The 15,558-nt window shown below is 70.7% G+C and carries 12 protein-coding genes; 7 read left to right on the forward strand and 5 right to left on the reverse strand.

Features of this window, described 5'->3' with window-relative positions; translation table 11 throughout:
* Window positions 1-244: 244 nt before the first annotated feature.
* Window positions 245-859 carry a dTDP-4-dehydrorhamnose 3,5-epimerase family protein gene (locus EER30_RS13085; RefSeq protein WP_127500656.1) on the reverse strand — a complete coding sequence of 205 codons (615 nt, stop codon included), beginning with the start codon at window positions 857-859 and terminating at the stop codon, window positions 245-247.
* Complete coding sequence (rfbA, locus tag EER30_RS13090) at window positions 856-1,728, reverse strand: glucose-1-phosphate thymidylyltransferase RfbA (protein ID WP_127500657.1); 873 nt, start codon at window positions 1,726-1,728, stop codon at window positions 856-858. The genes EER30_RS13085 and rfbA overlap by 4 nt, the downstream gene beginning before the upstream one ends.
* A gap of 46 nt (window positions 1,729-1,774) precedes the next feature.
* On the opposite strand from rfbA, the gene rfbB reads away from it, so the two are divergent.
* Together rfbB and rfbD are read left to right on the forward strand one after the other, a co-directional pair.
* A complete protein-coding gene (gene rfbB, locus EER30_RS13095; RefSeq protein ID WP_127500658.1) occupies window positions 1,775-2,734 on the forward strand; it encodes a dTDP-glucose 4,6-dehydratase in 960 nt (319 codons plus the stop codon).
* Complete coding sequence (gene rfbD, locus EER30_RS13100; protein WP_205650213.1) at window positions 2,734-3,567, forward strand: dTDP-4-dehydrorhamnose reductase; 834 nt, start codon at window positions 2,734-2,736, stop codon at window positions 3,565-3,567. The genes rfbB and rfbD overlap by 1 nt, the downstream gene beginning before the upstream one ends.
* On the opposite strand, the gene EER30_RS13105 is transcribed toward rfbD, so the two are convergent.
* Window positions 3,545-4,192 (reverse strand): hypothetical protein, encoded by a 648-nt coding sequence (locus tag EER30_RS13105; RefSeq protein WP_127500659.1) that lies wholly within the window; start codon window positions 4,190-4,192, stop codon window positions 3,545-3,547. The two genes, rfbD and EER30_RS13105, sit on opposite strands and share 23 nt — an antisense overlap.
* Before the next feature lie 201 nt (window positions 4,193-4,393).
* Between EER30_RS13105 and EER30_RS13110 the strand changes: the two genes are divergently transcribed.
* Both EER30_RS13110 and EER30_RS13115 read left to right on the forward strand, forming a co-directional pair.
* Window positions 4,394-6,583, forward strand: a complete 2,190-nt coding sequence (locus tag EER30_RS13110; RefSeq protein ID WP_127500740.1) for an ATP-dependent Clp protease ATP-binding subunit — start codon at window positions 4,394-4,396, stop codon at window positions 6,581-6,583.
* 79 nt (window positions 6,584-6,662) lie between these two features.
* A complete protein-coding gene (locus EER30_RS13115) occupies window positions 6,663-7,550 on the forward strand; it encodes a patatin-like phospholipase family protein (protein WP_127500660.1) in 888 nt (295 codons plus the stop codon).
* Between the two features lie 3 nt (window positions 7,551-7,553).
* On the opposite strand, the gene EER30_RS13120 is transcribed toward EER30_RS13115, so the two are convergent.
* Together EER30_RS13120 and EER30_RS13125 are read right to left on the reverse strand one after the other, a co-directional pair.
* On the reverse strand, window positions 7,554-9,065 hold the full coding sequence (locus EER30_RS13120) for a hypothetical protein (RefSeq protein ID WP_164842308.1): 1,512 nt from the start codon (window positions 9,063-9,065) through the stop codon (window positions 7,554-7,556).
* 1 nt (window position 9,066) lies between these two features.
* Window positions 9,067-11,094: a hypothetical protein gene (locus EER30_RS13125; RefSeq protein WP_127500662.1), complete on the reverse strand. Its 2,028-nt coding sequence runs from the start codon at window positions 11,092-11,094 to the stop codon at window positions 9,067-9,069.
* 304 nt (window positions 11,095-11,398) lie between these two features.
* Between EER30_RS13125 and EER30_RS13130 the strand changes: the two genes are divergently transcribed.
* The 3 genes from EER30_RS13130 to EER30_RS13140 are packed head-to-tail and all read left to right on the forward strand — an operon-like array spanning window position 11,399 to window position 15,527.
* A complete protein-coding gene (locus EER30_RS13130; protein ID WP_127500663.1) occupies window positions 11,399-13,060 on the forward strand; it encodes a SulP family inorganic anion transporter in 1,662 nt (553 codons plus the stop codon).
* A complete protein-coding gene (locus tag EER30_RS13135) occupies window positions 13,057-14,466 on the forward strand; it encodes an alpha-amylase family glycosyl hydrolase (RefSeq protein WP_127500664.1) in 1,410 nt (469 codons plus the stop codon). The genes EER30_RS13130 and EER30_RS13135 overlap by 4 nt, the downstream gene beginning before the upstream one ends.
* Before the next feature lie 8 nt (window positions 14,467-14,474).
* Window positions 14,475-15,527 carry an aminopeptidase P family protein gene (locus EER30_RS13140; protein WP_127500741.1) on the forward strand — a complete coding sequence of 351 codons (1,053 nt, stop codon included), beginning with the start codon at window positions 14,475-14,477 and terminating at the stop codon, window positions 15,525-15,527.
* Window positions 15,528-15,558 lie beyond the last annotated feature (31 nt).

Consider the following 15,558-nt stretch of genomic DNA (forward strand, 5'->3'; position numbering starts at 1 on the left):
CGCCTGTCCGCCTGTCGGGGCCGGCCGGATCGGCCTCCCGCCCCGCGCGGACGCACACCACAGAGATTGCTGAATGGTCACCCGTCCGCGCTACGCCCGTCCGTATGAGACGTGTACCGGTTCGGATGAGGGGGCTTCAGGAACGGTGTCCAAAGTGGTCACAATGGACGTTCTGCTATTTCGGCACGCATCGACGCGCACCGTAGCGAAATTGCGGGCGATATAGCAAGAGATCAGGCCCGGGTCAACGATCGCCGCTGTCATGCTCCCGACGCTTCTCCGTCCAGCGGACACAGTCGTCGTACCGGGGGAGCAGTCCCGCCTCGCGCGCCTCGCTCAGCGTCGGCGCCGCCGCGTCCTTCGGCGAGAGCAGCGCCGCGCCGGCCGGCCACGCAATGCCCAGTGAAGGGTCCAGCGGGTGCACACCGTGTTCGTGGCCGGGCCGATAGGTGGCCGAGCAGAGGTACGCCACCGTCGCCCCCTCGGTCAGCGCACAGAACGCATGCCCGAGCCCTTCGGCCAGATAGACCGCCCGCCGTGAGACGTCGTCGAGCGGCACCGCCTCCCACGCGCCGAACGTGGGCGAGCCGACGCGCAGGTCGACCACCACGTCGAGGATCGCGCCCGACACGCACGTCACGTACTTCGCCTGCCCGGGCGGCACATCAGCGAAGTGGACCCCTCGTACGACGTCCCGCGCCGAGGTCGACAGGTTGGCCTGGGCCAGATCGAGCCGGTGCCCGACCGCGGCGGCCAGGGCGTCGAAGCGGTACCACTCCAGGAACGCGCCACGCTCGTCGCGGTGCTGGACCGGCGTGACCTCGAAGGCGCCCTCGACGCTCAGGGGTCGTACCTTCACCGGAATCTCCCATCGAGAAGCCCGAGCAGATATTCTCCGTAGCCGCTCTTCATCAGGGGTGTGGCCAGGCGGCGCACGTCGTCGTCGGAGATGAAGCCGAGCCGCCAGGCCGCCTCCTCGACACAGCCGATCTTCAAGCCCTGCCGTTCCTCGATGACCCGTACGTACTCCGACGCCTGCACCATCGACTGGAAGGTGCCGGTGTCGAGCCACACCGTGCCGCGCTCCAGCACGGTCACGTCGAGGCGGCCCTGGCGCAGATACTCCTCGTTCACCGCCGTGATCTCCAGCTCGCCGCGCGCGCTCGGTTCGAGTTTGTCGGCGATGGCGACGACGTCCGCGTCGTAGAAGTAGAGCCCCGGGACGACGTACGTGCTCTTGGGCTGGGCGGGCTTCTCCTCGATGGAGACGACGTGGCCCTCGCCGTCGAACTCGACGACCCCGTACCGCTGGGGGTCGGCCACCGGATAGGCGAAGACGCGGCCGCCGCCGGGTTCGCGGAAACGGGACAACTGCCGGCCCAGGCCGACGCCGTGGAAGATGTTGTCGCCCAGGATCAACGCCACCGGCTGGTCACCGATGAAGTCGGCGCCGATCCGGAACGCCTGGGCGATGCCGTTGGGTTCCGGTTGCACGGCATAGGTCAGGGAAAGCCCGAAACTGCTCCCGTCGCCCAGCAATCGCTGGAATTGTGGCTGGTCCTCGGGGGTCGTGATGACCAGGATCTCGCGGATCCCGGCCGACACGAGCGTGGTCAACGGGTAGTAGACCATCGGCTTGTCGAAGATCGGCATCAGCTGCTTCGAGGTCGCGATGGTAAGGGGCCAGAGTCGCGAGCCGGTTCCCCCGGCGAGCAGAATTCCGCGCACGGACGAAGGTTACGGAGCGCGCCCACCCTGTCTACACTCGCCAGCCGTGCACATTTTTGTGACCGGCGGAGCCGGATTCATCGGATCGGCCTATGTCCGTGCCGTCCTTCAGGACGATGCCGTTTCCGTGACCGTCCTTGACTTACTGTCCTATTCGGGCAACCGCGACAACCTGCCGGAATCGCACCCGCGGTTACGCTTCGTGCAGGGCGACATCACCGATACGGACCTGCTGCGCTCGCTCCTGCCGGGGCACGACGCGGTCGTTCACTTCGCGGCCGAGTCCCACGTGGACCGTTCGATTGCCGGGGCCGAGCCCTTCGTACGCACCAACGTGCTCGGCACCCAGGCCCTGCTCGACGCCGCCCGCGTGGCCGGAACCGGCCGGTTCGTGCACGTTTCGACCGACGAGGTCTACGGCTCGATCGACGAGGGTTCGTGGACCGAGACGTGGCCGCTCGCCCCGAACTCCCCGTACGCCGCCTCCAAGGCCGGCTCCGACCTGATGGCCCTGGCCGCGCACCGCACCCACGGTATGGACGTCGTCGTCACCCGGTGCTCGAACAACTACGGCACGCACCAGTTCCCCGAGAAGGTCATCCCGCTCTTCGTCACCAACCTGATGGACGGCGGCACGGTCCCGCTCTACGGCGACGGCGGCAACGTGCGCGACTGGCTGCACGTCTCCGACCACGTCCGCGGCATCCAGCTCGTGCTCGAGAAGGGCCGGGCGGGCGAGGTCTACAACATCGGCGGCGGCACCGAACTGACCAACCGCGAACTGACCGAGCGGCTGCTCGACGCGTGTGGCGCCGGCTGGGACAGGGTCGTCCCGGTCACCGACCGCAAGGGGCACGATCGCCGCTACTCACTCGACGTCACCAAAATCAGTGAAGAGCTCGGGTACGCCCCCCAGGTCGGACTCGACGAGGGTCTGGCCGCGACGGTCGCCTGGTATCGCGACAACCGCGCGTGGTGGGAGCCCCTGAAGGCGCGGGCACTCTGATGCGGTGGCTCGTGACCGGCGCGGGCGGCATGCTCGGCCAGGACCTGTGCGCGGCCCTGGCCTCGGCGGGGGAGACCGACGTGGTCGCGGCTTCCCGCAGCGACCTCGACATCACCGACCCGTCGTCCGTGCGCGCCGCGGTCGCCGGGGCCGACTTCGTCCTGAACGCGGCGGCCTGGACCGACGTCGACGGTGCCGAAGCCGCGGAGGAGGCGGCCACGGCGGTCAACGGCGACGCCGTACGACTCCTGGCCTCCTTCGCCGGCCCTCGTCTGATCCACTTCTCCACCGACTACGTCTTCGACGGCTCGGCATCGGTGCCCTACCTCGCCGACCACCCCCAGGCGCCCGTCAACGCGTACGGCCGGAGCAAGGCCGTCGGCGAGCGAGCCGTTCTCGACGCGGGCGGTTACGTGATTCGAACCGCCTGGCTCTACGGCGCCCACGGCCCCAACTTCGTACGCACCATGCTCCGCTTGGCCGAGTCGCGCGACACCCTCGATGTGGTCGACGACCAGACCGGCCCGCCGACGTGGTCGTGGGCCCTGGCCCAGCAGACCGTCGCCCTGGCCCTGGCCGACGCCCCGCCCGGCGCCTACCACGGAACCGCGGCCGGCAGCACCACGTGGTTCTGGCTGGCCCGAGCCGTGTTCGCCGACGCGGGTCTGGACCCCGCCCGCGTGCGGCCCACCACCAGCGACCGTTTCCCCCGCCCGGCCCGCCGCCCGTCCTACAGCGTGCTCTCCCACGACGGCTGGACCGGCACCGGCGTCGCCCCGCTCGGCCACTGGCGTTCGATGCTCACCGACGCTATGCCGGCTCTTCGTCGCTGACGTCCCGTTCGCTGGATCCCGCCGGGCGGTCGGGACCCTCGGCCAGCAGGGCGTCCAGGGTCCGGCGGGCCGCGGGCAGGGAACCGCGCAGGCTCACCGTGCGCAGTTCGCGGTCGAGGGCGGTGGCCGCGTCGCGGACGTGCCGGTCCGGGCTGGTCGCGCCGGCGGTCAGGGCCGCCTCGACTCGGGTCCACAGGTGCCAGGTGTCGTCGTCGAGCAGGCGGTGGGCCGCCCGGTCGAGCGCGACGCAGGTGATGTCGACGGCCGCTTCCTCGCCCAACTCGGCCACCCAGGCCAGTTCGTCGGCGGCCGGCTTCAGCGAGGGCGACTCGTGCAGGACCACGGCATAGAGCATCGCGAGGACGGTTGTCCGGTGCGGTTCGGTCGCAAGGTGCGGGAAACGGGCGGTCAGTCGTGCGGCGCGGCCCAGTGGCAGGTCGACGGACTCGCGGGTGTCGCGGACGCGGGCGTGGTACGGCCGCTGTTCGCGCTGGGCGAACGGCGTCTCGCGGCGGCCCTCGGCCAGCAGGCGCGCGGCGACCGAATAGGCCACCCCGAGCTGGGCGGCCAGCGCCCGGACGGCGCGGCGGCGGGCCCGGTCGTTGCCCTGTTTCGTCCCGGTCATGGCGGCCTCCCCTCCCCGCCATCGTAGGGCGATCCGTCGTATGCTGTGGGGGCCGCGCGCCGGCACGAGCGTCGCGAGCCCCCCACGCGGGCCCGCCTGAAACGCCAAGAGGCTCCGACTCAGCGCATCTCACCCGATCGCGATGACACGCGTCTATCCCGGTGAGGTGCGTGGGGCCTCGCCGTCGAGGACGTGATTGTCGTGTTCGAACGGTTCACCGACCAGGCGCGCCGCGTGGTGGTGCTCGCCCAGGAGCAGGCCCGCCTTCTCAACCATCCCTACATCGGCACCGAACATCTGTTGCTCGGTCTGACCCAGGAGGGCATTGCGGCCAAAGCCCTCAACAGTCTCGGCGTCACTCTCGACGGGGTTCGCCGCGCCGTCGAGGCAAAGGTCGGCCTGGGCGCCTCGTCGCCGGGCGGGCACATTCCCTTCACACCCCGCGCGAAGACCGTGCTCGAACTGGCGTTGCGCGAGGCCCTGCAACTCGGCCACAACCACATCGGCGCCGAGCACCTCCTTCTCGGCCTGATCCGTTCCGGCGAGGGCGTCGCTCTCGACGTTTTGGAAGCGGACCCCCAGCGCGTTCGGGAAAAGGTGCTCTCCCTCATGTCGGAGCCCCCGGTCGTCGTCCATTCCACCCTGCTCGACCAGTTCGGCGAGAACCTGACGCAGCGCGCCCGGGACGGGAAACTCGACCCGGTCATCGGCCGGGACAGCGAGATCGAACGGGTCATGGTGGTGCTTTCCTGCCGCATGAAGAACAACCCGATTCTTCTCGGCGAACCGGGCGTCGGAAAGACCGCCGTCGTCGACGGCCTGTCGCAGCTCATCGTCCGCGGCGCGGTGCCCGGGACGCTGCGCGACAAGCAGGTCTACACGCTCGACATGAGCTCGCTGGTGGCCGGCTCGCGCTATCGCGGCGACTTCGAGGAACGGCTCAAGAAGGTCGTCCGGGAATGCCGCTCGCGCGGTGACATCATCCTGTTCATCGACGAGATCCACCAGCTCGTCGGGGCCGGCGCGGCCGAGGGGGCGATCGACGCGGCCAGCATTCTCAAGCCGATGCTGGCCCGCGGCGAACTGCAGACCATCGGCGCGACGACCACCACCGAATACCGCAAGTATTTCGAGAAGGACGCGGCGCTGGCCCGGCGCTTCCAGCCGGTACGCGTCGAGGAGCCGACCCAGGCGGCGGCGGTCGAGATCCTGAAGGGCCTGCGGGACCGGTACGAGGCGCACCACCGCGTGTCCTACAGCGACGACGCCCTGACCGCGGCGGTGACGCTGGCCGGCCGGTACGTGCCCGACCGGTTCCTGCCCGACAAGGCGATCGACCTGATCGACGAGGCGGGCGCGCGGATGCGGCTGCGCGGGGACGACACGATCGACGACGAGCGGATCGCCGAGGTGCTGGCGAGCTGGACCGGCATTCCCGTTCACAAGCTGACCGAGCGGGAGACGTCCCGGCTGCTGGGCATGGAGGACGAACTGCACAAGCGCGTGATCGGTCAGGACTTGGCGGTGGCGGCGGTGTCGCGCGCGATAAGGCGTACGCGGGCCGGGTTGAAGGATCCTCGGCGCCCGAGCGGATCGTTCATTTTCGCGGGCCCGTCCGGCGTCGGTAAGAGCTCGCTGGCCAAAGCGCTGGCCGAATTCCTGTTCGGCGACGAGGACGCGCTGATCCAGCTCGACATGTCGGAGTTCCACGATCACTCCACGGTGTCACGGCTCGTCGGGGCGCCGCCTGGATACGTCGGCCACGACGAGGGCGGCCAGTTGACCGAGAAGGTGCGCCGCAAGCCGTTCTCGGTCGTGCTCTTCGACGAGATCGAGAAGGCGCACACCGATGTCTTCAACGCGCTGCTGCAGATTCTCGAGGACGGTCACCTCACCGACGGCCAGGGCCGGCGGGTCGACTTCAAGAACACCGTCATCGTCCTGACGACGAATTTGGGAACGCGTGGTTCCTCGGTGCCGGTCGGCTTCGGCCGGTCGAGCCGCGCGGACGACGACCGGGTGAAGCAGGCGCTGAAGGAGCATTTCCGTCCCGAGTTCCTCAACCGCGTCGACGACACGATCGTCTTCCCGCCGCTGACCGAGGACGAGGTGCTGCGCATCGTCGACGTGATGATGGCGCGCGTCGATGCCCAACTGCGTACGAAAGGCATCGAACTGGAACTGACCCCGGCCGCCCGCGCCCACCTGGCCCGGCGCGGCTTCGACCCGGCGATGGGCGCCCGCCCGCTACGCCGCGTGATCCAGCGCGAGATCGAGGACCCCCTGGCCGAGAAGCTGCTGCTCGACGACGTCCGCGCCGGCGACCGCCTGGTGATCGACTCCAGCGGGGACAGCCTCGTGTTCGGGGTCACGCAGGGCGCGGCGTCCTGACGAAAGCCCGGTGTGGTCGCGGCCACCGCGCCCAGCGCTGCACCGGCCGCCGGAGAACAAGCTCCACTAGCATCGGGGCATGTCACGGACCGTTGCTCTGGCGCTGGGCTCCGGCGGGGCCCGGGGGTTCGCGCACATCGGCGTCATCCAGGTGCTCGAGGAGCGCGGCTTCGAGGTGTGCGCCGTCGCCGGGTCGTCGATGGGGGCGCTGGTCGGCGGGGTGATGGCGGCCGGGCGGCTCAAGGACTTCACCGACTGGGCGGTCAGCCTCAAACAGCGCGACGTGCTGCGCCTGATCGACCCGAAGTGGGCGGCGGCCGGGGCGATGGGCGCCGACCGGCTGATCAACCACCTCAACGAGTTCCTGACCGACGTCGAGATCGAGAACCTGCCGATCCCGTACACCGCCGTGGCCACCGACATCGAGGCGCGCCGCGAGGTCTGGTTCCAGAAAGGCCTGCTCCGCTCGGCGATCCGCGCCTCCATCGCGATCCCCGGCGTGATCACCCCGGTGGTCATCGACGGCCGCCTGCTGGCCGACGGCGGGCTGCTCAACCCGGTCCCGATCGAGCCGACCGCGGCCTCCGGCGCCGAGCTGACCGTCGCCGTGTCGTTGCAGGCCCCGCGCGCGTCGCAGGAGCCCACCAGCCCGGTCCGCGCGGCCGCCGCACCGCAGTGGGTCGAGGAGTGGCGCGGCCGCTTCCGCCAGGTCTTCCGCACCCGTACGCCGAAGGCCACCGCCCCGACCGCGCTCCCCGACGACCTGCGCATCGGCCACGTGCTGGGCCTGTCCCTCGACGCGATGCAGGACCTGATCGCCCGCTACCGCATGGCCGGCCTGCCACCCGACATCCACATCACCGTCCCGGTCAGCGCGAGCGGCATCCTCGACTTCCACCGGGCCGCCGACCTGGTAGCCATCGGCCGCGAGCTGACGATGAAGGCCCTGGACGACGCCGGCTACTGAGACTCAGGCCGAGATTCCCGCGTACGTCAACCAGCGCTCGCGCGGTGACAACCGTAAGCGGACCTTGCTCGGGTCGACGCGGCCCAGGGCGGGCAGCCGTTCGCGGATGCGCAGCTGGGCCTGCTCGGTGGCGTCGGTCAGGAGGCGTTGCACGTGGGCGTGGTCGCGGTGTTCCTGGGAGAGCATCACGATCAGTTTCGCGCGGCCGCGCACCACGTCGCCGCGGCACAGGCGCGACTGGGCGTACGCGATCTCGCAGCGCCGCGTGTGAGGCTGCAGCGCGGCCTGCACCTCGGCCAGCAGCGCCGGTGTGTCGACCGAGCGGTGCGGGAGCTGCCACCAGAGCCAGATCGGGTACGGCACCCGGCCGGTGATCGTGGCGCCGGTCTGCTGGCTCGACGGCGGATAGGTGCAGCGCATCGACGGGCTCACCGCCACCTTCCAGTCGGCGATCAGGCTCTCGTCGGAGGAGTCGCCGCCCTCGAACGGCGGCCCGGTGCACGCGGTCAGCCGGGGCAGCGCCTCGACCCAGCCGCCGGTCCATTGCGGGAGTGTGCCGGGGACGCCGGCCGCGACCGGCAGCAGCAGGTTGATGAACGTCGTCTTGCGCATGCTGGAGATCGACGCGGCCAGCACGCCGATGCCGCGGGCGCGCAGGGCCGCGACCGCCGCCGCCGTCGTGCCGGGGCGCGACGGGCCGACCACGCTCGCGATCACGGCCCGGCGTGGGGTGAGCACCGGCGCGTCGGGGAAGAGCCGCCCGCGCGCCGAGCGGTAGCGTTCGCGGTCGAATCCGCGGATCGTGAACCACTCACCCCGTACGCGGTTGAGCCTTTGATCGCTGAGTTTGAGGCCGAAGCCGTACTCCTCGGCCAGCGCGGCCAGCTCGGTCTCGAGGTCGAGCCGGGCCTCGGCCATCTTGGGATCCATGCCGATCGAGAAGCGCAGGCAGGGGCCGATGGCGTCGCGCAGCCGCTCGTTGGAACCGTCGCCGCGCTCGTTCTTGTTGGTCTGCGGCACCGGGGCGACGGGGGAGTGCAGGTGCAGCACGGGCGCGTCGCGTTCGGCGGCCAGGCCGGTGACCTTCTCGATGACCAGCGCCTGCATGAGCGCCTCGCGGTAGGTCGGCGACCAGTGGGTATTGCCCAGCGTGACGAGGACCTCGAACTTGCGGGTCGACTGGTTGAGGAAGCCGGGGTTGGGCACGGCGTGGCCGAAGTACGTGTACGTCTCGCGCTGCCCGAGGTCCTCGGCCGGGCCGAGCTGCACCCGGCCGCTGAACGCCGACACCGCCGACGGCCAGGTCGACACCGACACCGACAGCCCGGCCGCGGAGAAGTGGCAGAAGTCGGTCGGCCAGCCGTTCGGGTCCTCCTTGTCCGGGTCGACGATCGACACCGGCAGCGACGAGCCGTGGGTCAGCGTGAACTGCACCGACGAGAAATGGGTGCCGGCCGCCTCGGCCGCGATCCGGGCCAGTTCGGACGACTTCGTCGATCCCGCGGGAGACGTCACCTCACACCTCGCCGCGCGCGTCGAAGAAGTCATCGGGCACGACCGTACGGCCGGTGGCCCTGCGGGCGTCGCGCAACCAGCGCGGCACTCGCGTCGAGCGGGGCACCGAGCTGCTGCGATGTCGGCGCCGGGCCGAGAACTCGCACAGGCAGCAGATCAGGATCACGATCAGCACGGCCAGGGCGAGCTGGAACCATCGGGTCATCTCGCGATCGGAGTGCACCGTGCCGACGACGATGGCCAGCGCGGTCGTCACCACGACCGAGGCGGCGGCCAGCGTGCGCTGGAACTTGTGCAGCTGACCCAGCACCGATTTGGTGCTGGGCAGATCGAGCCGGGCCAGAAGCAGACCGGGTACGAGCAACAGCACCGCGACGACCGCGTCGGCCTGGTCGGGTGCGAAGTGGTCGGAGACGCGCGACGAGTAGAGCCAGTCGACCCCGCCCGACAGCAGCGTCCCGATGCCCAGCACGACCAGGGCCAGCCCGGCCACCATGCGGGTGATGCTCTCGATCAGGGCGGGCGCCTCGTCGGCCAGCGCCATGAACGCGAACACCCGCACCGGCTCGGTCGACTGCGGGCTGAGCTCGACCGAGGGCCGCCGCCAGTGCGCGTGGGCGCCGTGCTCGCGGGGGTCGTTGTCGGTGGTGACGTCCCGCCCGACCTGGGCCGCGCGCAACCCGGCGGCGATGTTGAGCAGGGCGGGCCCGGCCAGCCCGGTCCTGGCCAGGTGCTGCAGGCCGTCGGTGGCGTAGTGGGCGCAGAACGCGGCGAGCACGTCGAGCGAGCAGTCGCCGTCGGACAGCTTCCGCAGCACCTGCTCGGCGGTCAGCCTCAACGGCGGCGTCGCGTCGGGACGGACGGGGATCGGCAGACGGGCCAGGTAGGCCTCGTAGCCGGCCAGGTCGACCAGCCGCCGCCGGCCCAGCTCGGCCAGCCGCGACGCGATGCCCTGCATCTCGAGCTCGAACAGTTTGTGGTGGGGGCCGAGCCGCTCGGCGCGCCGGGCCACCGACTCGAGGTCCTGGGCGAGTACCTCGACGAACTCCTCGTCGACGTCGGAGGACATGAGGAACCGCCGTACGCTGATCTCCTGCCGGACGTCGAGGGTCAGGTGGTAGGCCTTGACCGAGCGCGGGATCTCGGTCTCGTACTCGACGACGAACTCGCGGTTGACCGGCAGCACGTTCTTGGCCAGCGACTGCAGCGGGGCCGGGCGGTGCTGGGCCGGCAGCAGCGGCGCCTCCCAGGTCAGGAACCGTCGCGGCCGTTCCGGTCCGAGCTGGGCGACCAGAATGTACTGGCGGACGGCGAGTTGCAACAGCCGGGCGTACGGGACGTCGTCGGTGGCGAAGAGGGCCTCGACGCCGGCCAGCGCGAGGTCCCGTACGGAGGAAGTGGTGTTCGGCGGCGCGGCGTGATCGAGTGGGGTGCGCAAGCGCTGACCGGCCGGGGAACCGACCATGATCAGTTCGGTGATCGCGGCCTCGACCAGCCAGCGCGACCGCTGATGGGTGTGGCGCAGCTGGTGGATCGGGCTGGCCGGCGCGGACACGTCGTCGTGCGCGTTGATCAGCATGAAGAGCAGCTTGACGAAGGCGGCCGCGGTGACCCGGTTGGCGTCGCGATGCGACAGGCGCGGCACGACCTCGCCGTTCGAGTCCTTGATGACCACGGGGGCCAGGTCACGGCGGCTGTAGCGGGAGACCGGCACCCACAGGGCCGAGTCGCCGGGCACGGTCAGCGTGTCGCGCAACCGGCCCGAGATCAGGTCGAGGTCGACGTCGACGCTGATCGTGCGGCTCATGTGGCCGCGGTCCATCAGGGTCAGGTGCTCCGAGAGCCGCGGCAGATGGTCGAGCCGGAAGGACAGGTCCATCAGGGCCAGGCCCAGCGCCGCCTCCCGGCTCGGGAACGTCAGCGGCGAGGTGGGGACCGGCAGCGCCCTGATCATCGTCCGGAGCTGATCGAGCGGCCCGTCGCCCCGCCGGTCGGCCACCGCGGAAGGCCCCCGAAGGTGGACAGTCATGATTCGATCCTGACCGCAACTAGGACCCCGACGACTGATCTGTCGCCATGACGACTGCAGACCCGGCCGAAGCTTCCGCTTCGTCGTCCCGCCGGGCTGGCCGGCCCCGCCGGCGAACTGGATCCCGCCCGCAGGCTGGCGCCCCGACCCCACCTGGCCGCCCGCCCCGGAGGGCTGGCAGTGGTGGGAGCTCGTCTGGGAGTAGCGGGCTTCGGCGGCCGGTCACCGGGCGGCCGGGCAATCCGGTAGGCACGCAGGTCCCGGTCCATGCGCCCATTCGTAGCGCGGGCGTTACGGTGGCAGCGTGCGCGGCGCGGAGTGGGTTCCCGGGATCGGGCTCGCCACGTCCTACCAGGCGAAGTGGCTGCCGCGTGACCTGGTCGCGGGCATTGTTCTGACGACGTTGCTCGTGCCGCAGGGCATGGCCTACGCCGAGCTGGCCGGGCTGCCCGCGATCACCGGGCTCTACACGTCGATTCTCTGCCTGCTGGCGTACGCCGTCTTCGGGCCTTCGAAGGTTCTGGTGCTCGGCCCCGACTCGGCGCTCGGGCCGATGATCGCCGCGGCTGTCGTGCCGCTCGTCGTCGCCGGGGGAGACCCGGGCAAGGCGGTCGCGCTCGCCTCGGTGCTGGCGCTGCTCGTCGGGCTGTTCATGACCGTCGCCGCCGTCGCCAAGCTCGGTTTCGTCGCCGACCTGCTCTCGCACCCCACCCAGCTCGGCTACATCAACGGTCTCGCCCTCACGATCTTCGTCGGTCAGCTCCCGAAGCTGTTCGGGTTCTCGGTCGACGGCGACGGGCTGTTCGACGACGTCCGCGGCTTCGTGACGGGCGTGGGCGACACCGTGCCCGCCGCGATCGCCGTCGGCGGCGGGGGACTCGTCGTGATCCTGCTGCTCCAGAGGACCATGCCGAAGATCCCCGCGATCCTGGTCGCCGTCGTCGGGGCGATCGTGGCCGTGCAGACGATGGATCTCGATCTCGACGTGGTCGGCCCCCTGCCGCGGGGCTTCCCGCCGTTCACGATCCCCACCGTCTCGTGGTCCGAGCTCGGCACGCTCGCCGCCGCGGCGGTCGGCATCACGCTCGTCTCGGTCACCGACACGATCTCGACCGCCTCGTCGTTCGCCGCCCGCGCCGGTCAGGAGGTGCGCGGCAACCAGGAGATGGCCGGCATCGGCGCCGCCAACCTCGCCGCCGGCCTGTTCCAGGGCTTCCCGGTCAGCACGAGCGCCTCCCGCACGGCCGTGGCCGTCACCGCCGGCGCCAAGACCCAGGTCACCGGCCTGGTCGGGGCGGTCGCCATCACGCTCATGCTCGTGCTGGTCCCGGGCCTGCTCGCCGACCTGCCGCAGCCGATGCTCGCCGCCGTCGTCGTCGCCGCGAGCATCGGCCTGGCCGACCTGGCCGGCATGGTGCGGCTGTGGAAGCAGCGCCGTGTCGAGTTCGCCCTGGCCACGGCCGCGTTCGTCGGGGTCGCCTTGCTCGGCGTGCTGCCCGGCATCGCCGTCGCGGTGGCGCTGAGCGTGCTCAACGTGTTCCGCCGCGCCTGGTGGCCCTACCGCACCGAGCTGGCCCGGCCGGTCGGCGTCGACGGCTTCCACGACCTGCGGCAATATCCGGACGCCGCGAAGATTCCCGGGCTGGTGGTCTTCCGGTTCGACGCGCCGCTGATCTTCGCCAACGCGCGTACGTTCCGCGAGGAGATCCGCCGCCTCGCCACCCCGGACATAAGGTGGATCGTGATCGCGGCCGAGCCGATCACCGACGTCGACACCACGGCGGCCGACATGCTCACCGAACTCGACGAGGAGCTCAACGCGAAGGGCATCTCGCTGGTCTTCGCCGAGCTCAAGAACCCCGTCAAGCAGAAGATCGACCGGTACGAGCTGACCCGCACGATCGACCCGGCGCACTTCTATCCGACACTGGACGACGCGATCGCGGCCTACAGGGAGTTGAGATGACGGCGGTCTACGAGATCAACACGTGGCCGTGGCTGGCCGGTCTGAGCCGCTCCGAGGGCCGCCCGGTGACTCTTGGCGATGTGCCAACGGCGGCGTGGGACGCGCTGGCCGGGTTCGACGCCGTCTGGCTCATGGGCGTGTGGCAGCGCAGCCCCGCCGGTCTTGCGATCGCCCTGCACAACGAGGGCCTGCTCAAGAGCTTCCACGAGGCCCTGCCCGACCTGAACCCGGCCGACGTGGTGGGTTCCCCCTATTGCGTACGGGGTTACGAGGTCGACGACCACCTCGGCGGACCCGCCGGCCTCGCCACCGCCCGCGCCGAGCTGCGCAGGCGCGGAGTGAAGCTGATCCTTGACTACGTGCCCAACCACGTGGCCCCCGACCACCCCGCGACCACCGAGAACCCCGAGTGGTTCATCACCGGAACCGCCGACGACCTCGCCGCCGACCCGGCCGGCTGGTTCGCGGCCGGTGACCACGTCATCGCCCGCGGCCGCGACCCCTACTTCCCGCCCTGGCCCGACGTCGCCCAGCTCAACGCGTTCAACCCGGTGCTGCGCGAGGCGACCACCGAGACCCTGCTGGCGATCGCCGCGCAGAGCGACGGCGTGCGCTGCGACATGGCCATGCTGGTCTTCAACGACATTTTCGCCCGCACCTGGGGCCACCGGGCCGGCCCGCCGCCGCCCGACGAGTTCTGGCCCTCGATCATCGACGAGGTCCGCGCCGTCCACCCCGAGTTCCTGTTCGTGGCCGAGGCCTACTGGGACACCGAGTGGACCCTGCAGCAACAGGGCTTCGACCTCTGCTACGACAAGCGGCTGTACGACCGGCTGGCCCACGAGGACGCCCACGCGGTGCGCCTGCACCTGACCGCCGGGGCCGACTTCCAGCAGCGGCTGATCCGCTTCACCGAGAACCACGACGAGCCGCGGGCCGCCACCGCTCTGCCCGGCGCTCGGGGGAGGGCCGCCGCGGTCGCGATCGTCACGCTGCCGGGGGCCACGCTGTGGCACGACGGCCAGTTCGAGGGCCGCCGCGTCAGGCTGCCGGTGTTCCTGGGCCGCTATCCCGGCGAGGCGGTCGACGACGATCTGCGCGCCTTCTACGAGCGGCTGCTCTCCACGAATGTCAAGACCGGCGACTGGCAGCTCATCGACAACCACGACATGCTCGCCTGGGCCTGGCAGAGCGGCGAGACCCGCCACCTCATCGTGATCAACTTCTCGGGGGCCGACGCCTGGACCCGCGTACGGCTTCCGTGGTCCTCGCCGGGCAAGCGGTGGCGCTTGACCGACCTGCTCGACGGCCAGGTCTACGACCGTGACGGCGACGAGCTGGCGACCGAGGGCCTCTACGTCGAGCTGCCCGCCTGGGGCGCCCACGTGCTGGAGGTGACGGCGTGAACGCGCGCATGAGCAGGGCCCTCGACCAGGCGGCCGGGCTGGACGGGCTGCTGATCACGCCCGGGCCCGACCTCGCCTACTTCACCGGCCAACGCCCGCCGATCACCGAGCGGCTCACCCTGCTGGTGCTGCGGCCCGGCCACCAGCCGCACCTGATCGTGCCGGCCCTCGAGCTGCCCCACGACCCCGGCGAGCTCACGCTGATCGCCTGGGAGGACGGCGACGACCCGTACGCCCTGGTTGCCGATCTTCTCGACCCGCGCGGCCGCTATGCCGTCTCGGACTCGGCCTGGGCCCTGCACCTGCTCGCGCTGCAGCAGGTCGCTCCGCAGACCCGCTACACGTCGATGACCGCGACCCTGCCGATGCTGCGCGCCGTCAAGGACGCCGACGAGGTCGCTCTGCTCGCCGCGGCCGGAGCGGCCGCCGACGCGACCTATGAGCAGATCTTGGGCGTACGTTTCGCCGGGCGCACCGAACGGGCGATCGCCGACGATCTCGCCCGGCTGCTGCGCGAACACGGACATTCGCAGGTCGACTTCACGATCGTCGCCTCCGGGCCCAACGGCGCCGACCCGCATCACGAGGCCGGCGACCGGGTGATCGGCGAGGGCGACATGGTGGTGCTCGACTTCGGCGGGCTCAAGGACGGCTACGGCTCCGACACGACCCGCACCGTCCACGTGGGAGAGCCGTCGGCGGTCGAGCGGGAGGTGTTCGACGTGGTGCGCGCCGCGCAACAGGCCGCTTTCGAAGCCGTACGCCCGGGGGTGGCCTGTCAGGACATCGACCGGGTGGCTCGCCGCATCATCGAGGACGCCGGATATGGCGAATTCTTCATCCACCGCACGGGGCACGGGATCGGGCTGACCACGCACGAACCGCCCTATCTCGTACGCGGTGAGGAGCAGCCGCTGGTGCCGGGAATGTGTTTCTCCATCGAACCGGGCATTTACCTTCCCGGGCGATTCGGCGTACGAATCGAGGACATTGTGACCGTCACCTCATCGGGTGGTCGCCGTCTCAATGACACTGATCATGAATTGGCCGTAATTTGGTGACCAGTCGTTCTACGGATCCGGTCGCGGCCGA

The organism is Actinoplanes solisilvae, assembly GCF_003999975.1.
In the GTDB taxonomy this organism is placed as follows: Bacteria; Actinomycetota; Actinomycetes; order Mycobacteriales; family Micromonosporaceae; genus Actinoplanes; species Actinoplanes solisilvae.

Bases quoted from the DNA above. Each gene is read 5' to 3' on its own strand.
- EER30_RS13135 (WP_127500664.1), top strand. From the start codon at position 13,057: ATGACGGCGGTCTACGAGATCAACACGTGGCCGTGGCTGGCCGGTCTG.
- EER30_RS13125 (WP_127500662.1), bottom strand. From the start codon at position 11,094: ATGACTGTCCACCTTCGGGGGCCTTCCGCGGTGGCCGACCGGCGGGGC.
- EER30_RS13105 (WP_127500659.1), bottom strand. From the start codon at position 4,192: ATGACCGGGACGAAACAGGGCAACGACCGGGCCCGCCGCCGCGCCGTC.
- rfbD (WP_205650213.1), top strand. From the start codon at position 2,734: ATGCGGTGGCTCGTGACCGGCGCGGGCGGCATGCTCGGCCAGGACCTG.
- EER30_RS13140 (WP_127500741.1), top strand. From the start codon at position 14,475: ATGAGCAGGGCCCTCGACCAGGCGGCCGGGCTGGACGGGCTGCTGATC.
- EER30_RS13115 (WP_127500660.1), top strand. From the start codon at position 6,663: ATGTCACGGACCGTTGCTCTGGCGCTGGGCTCCGGCGGGGCCCGGGGG.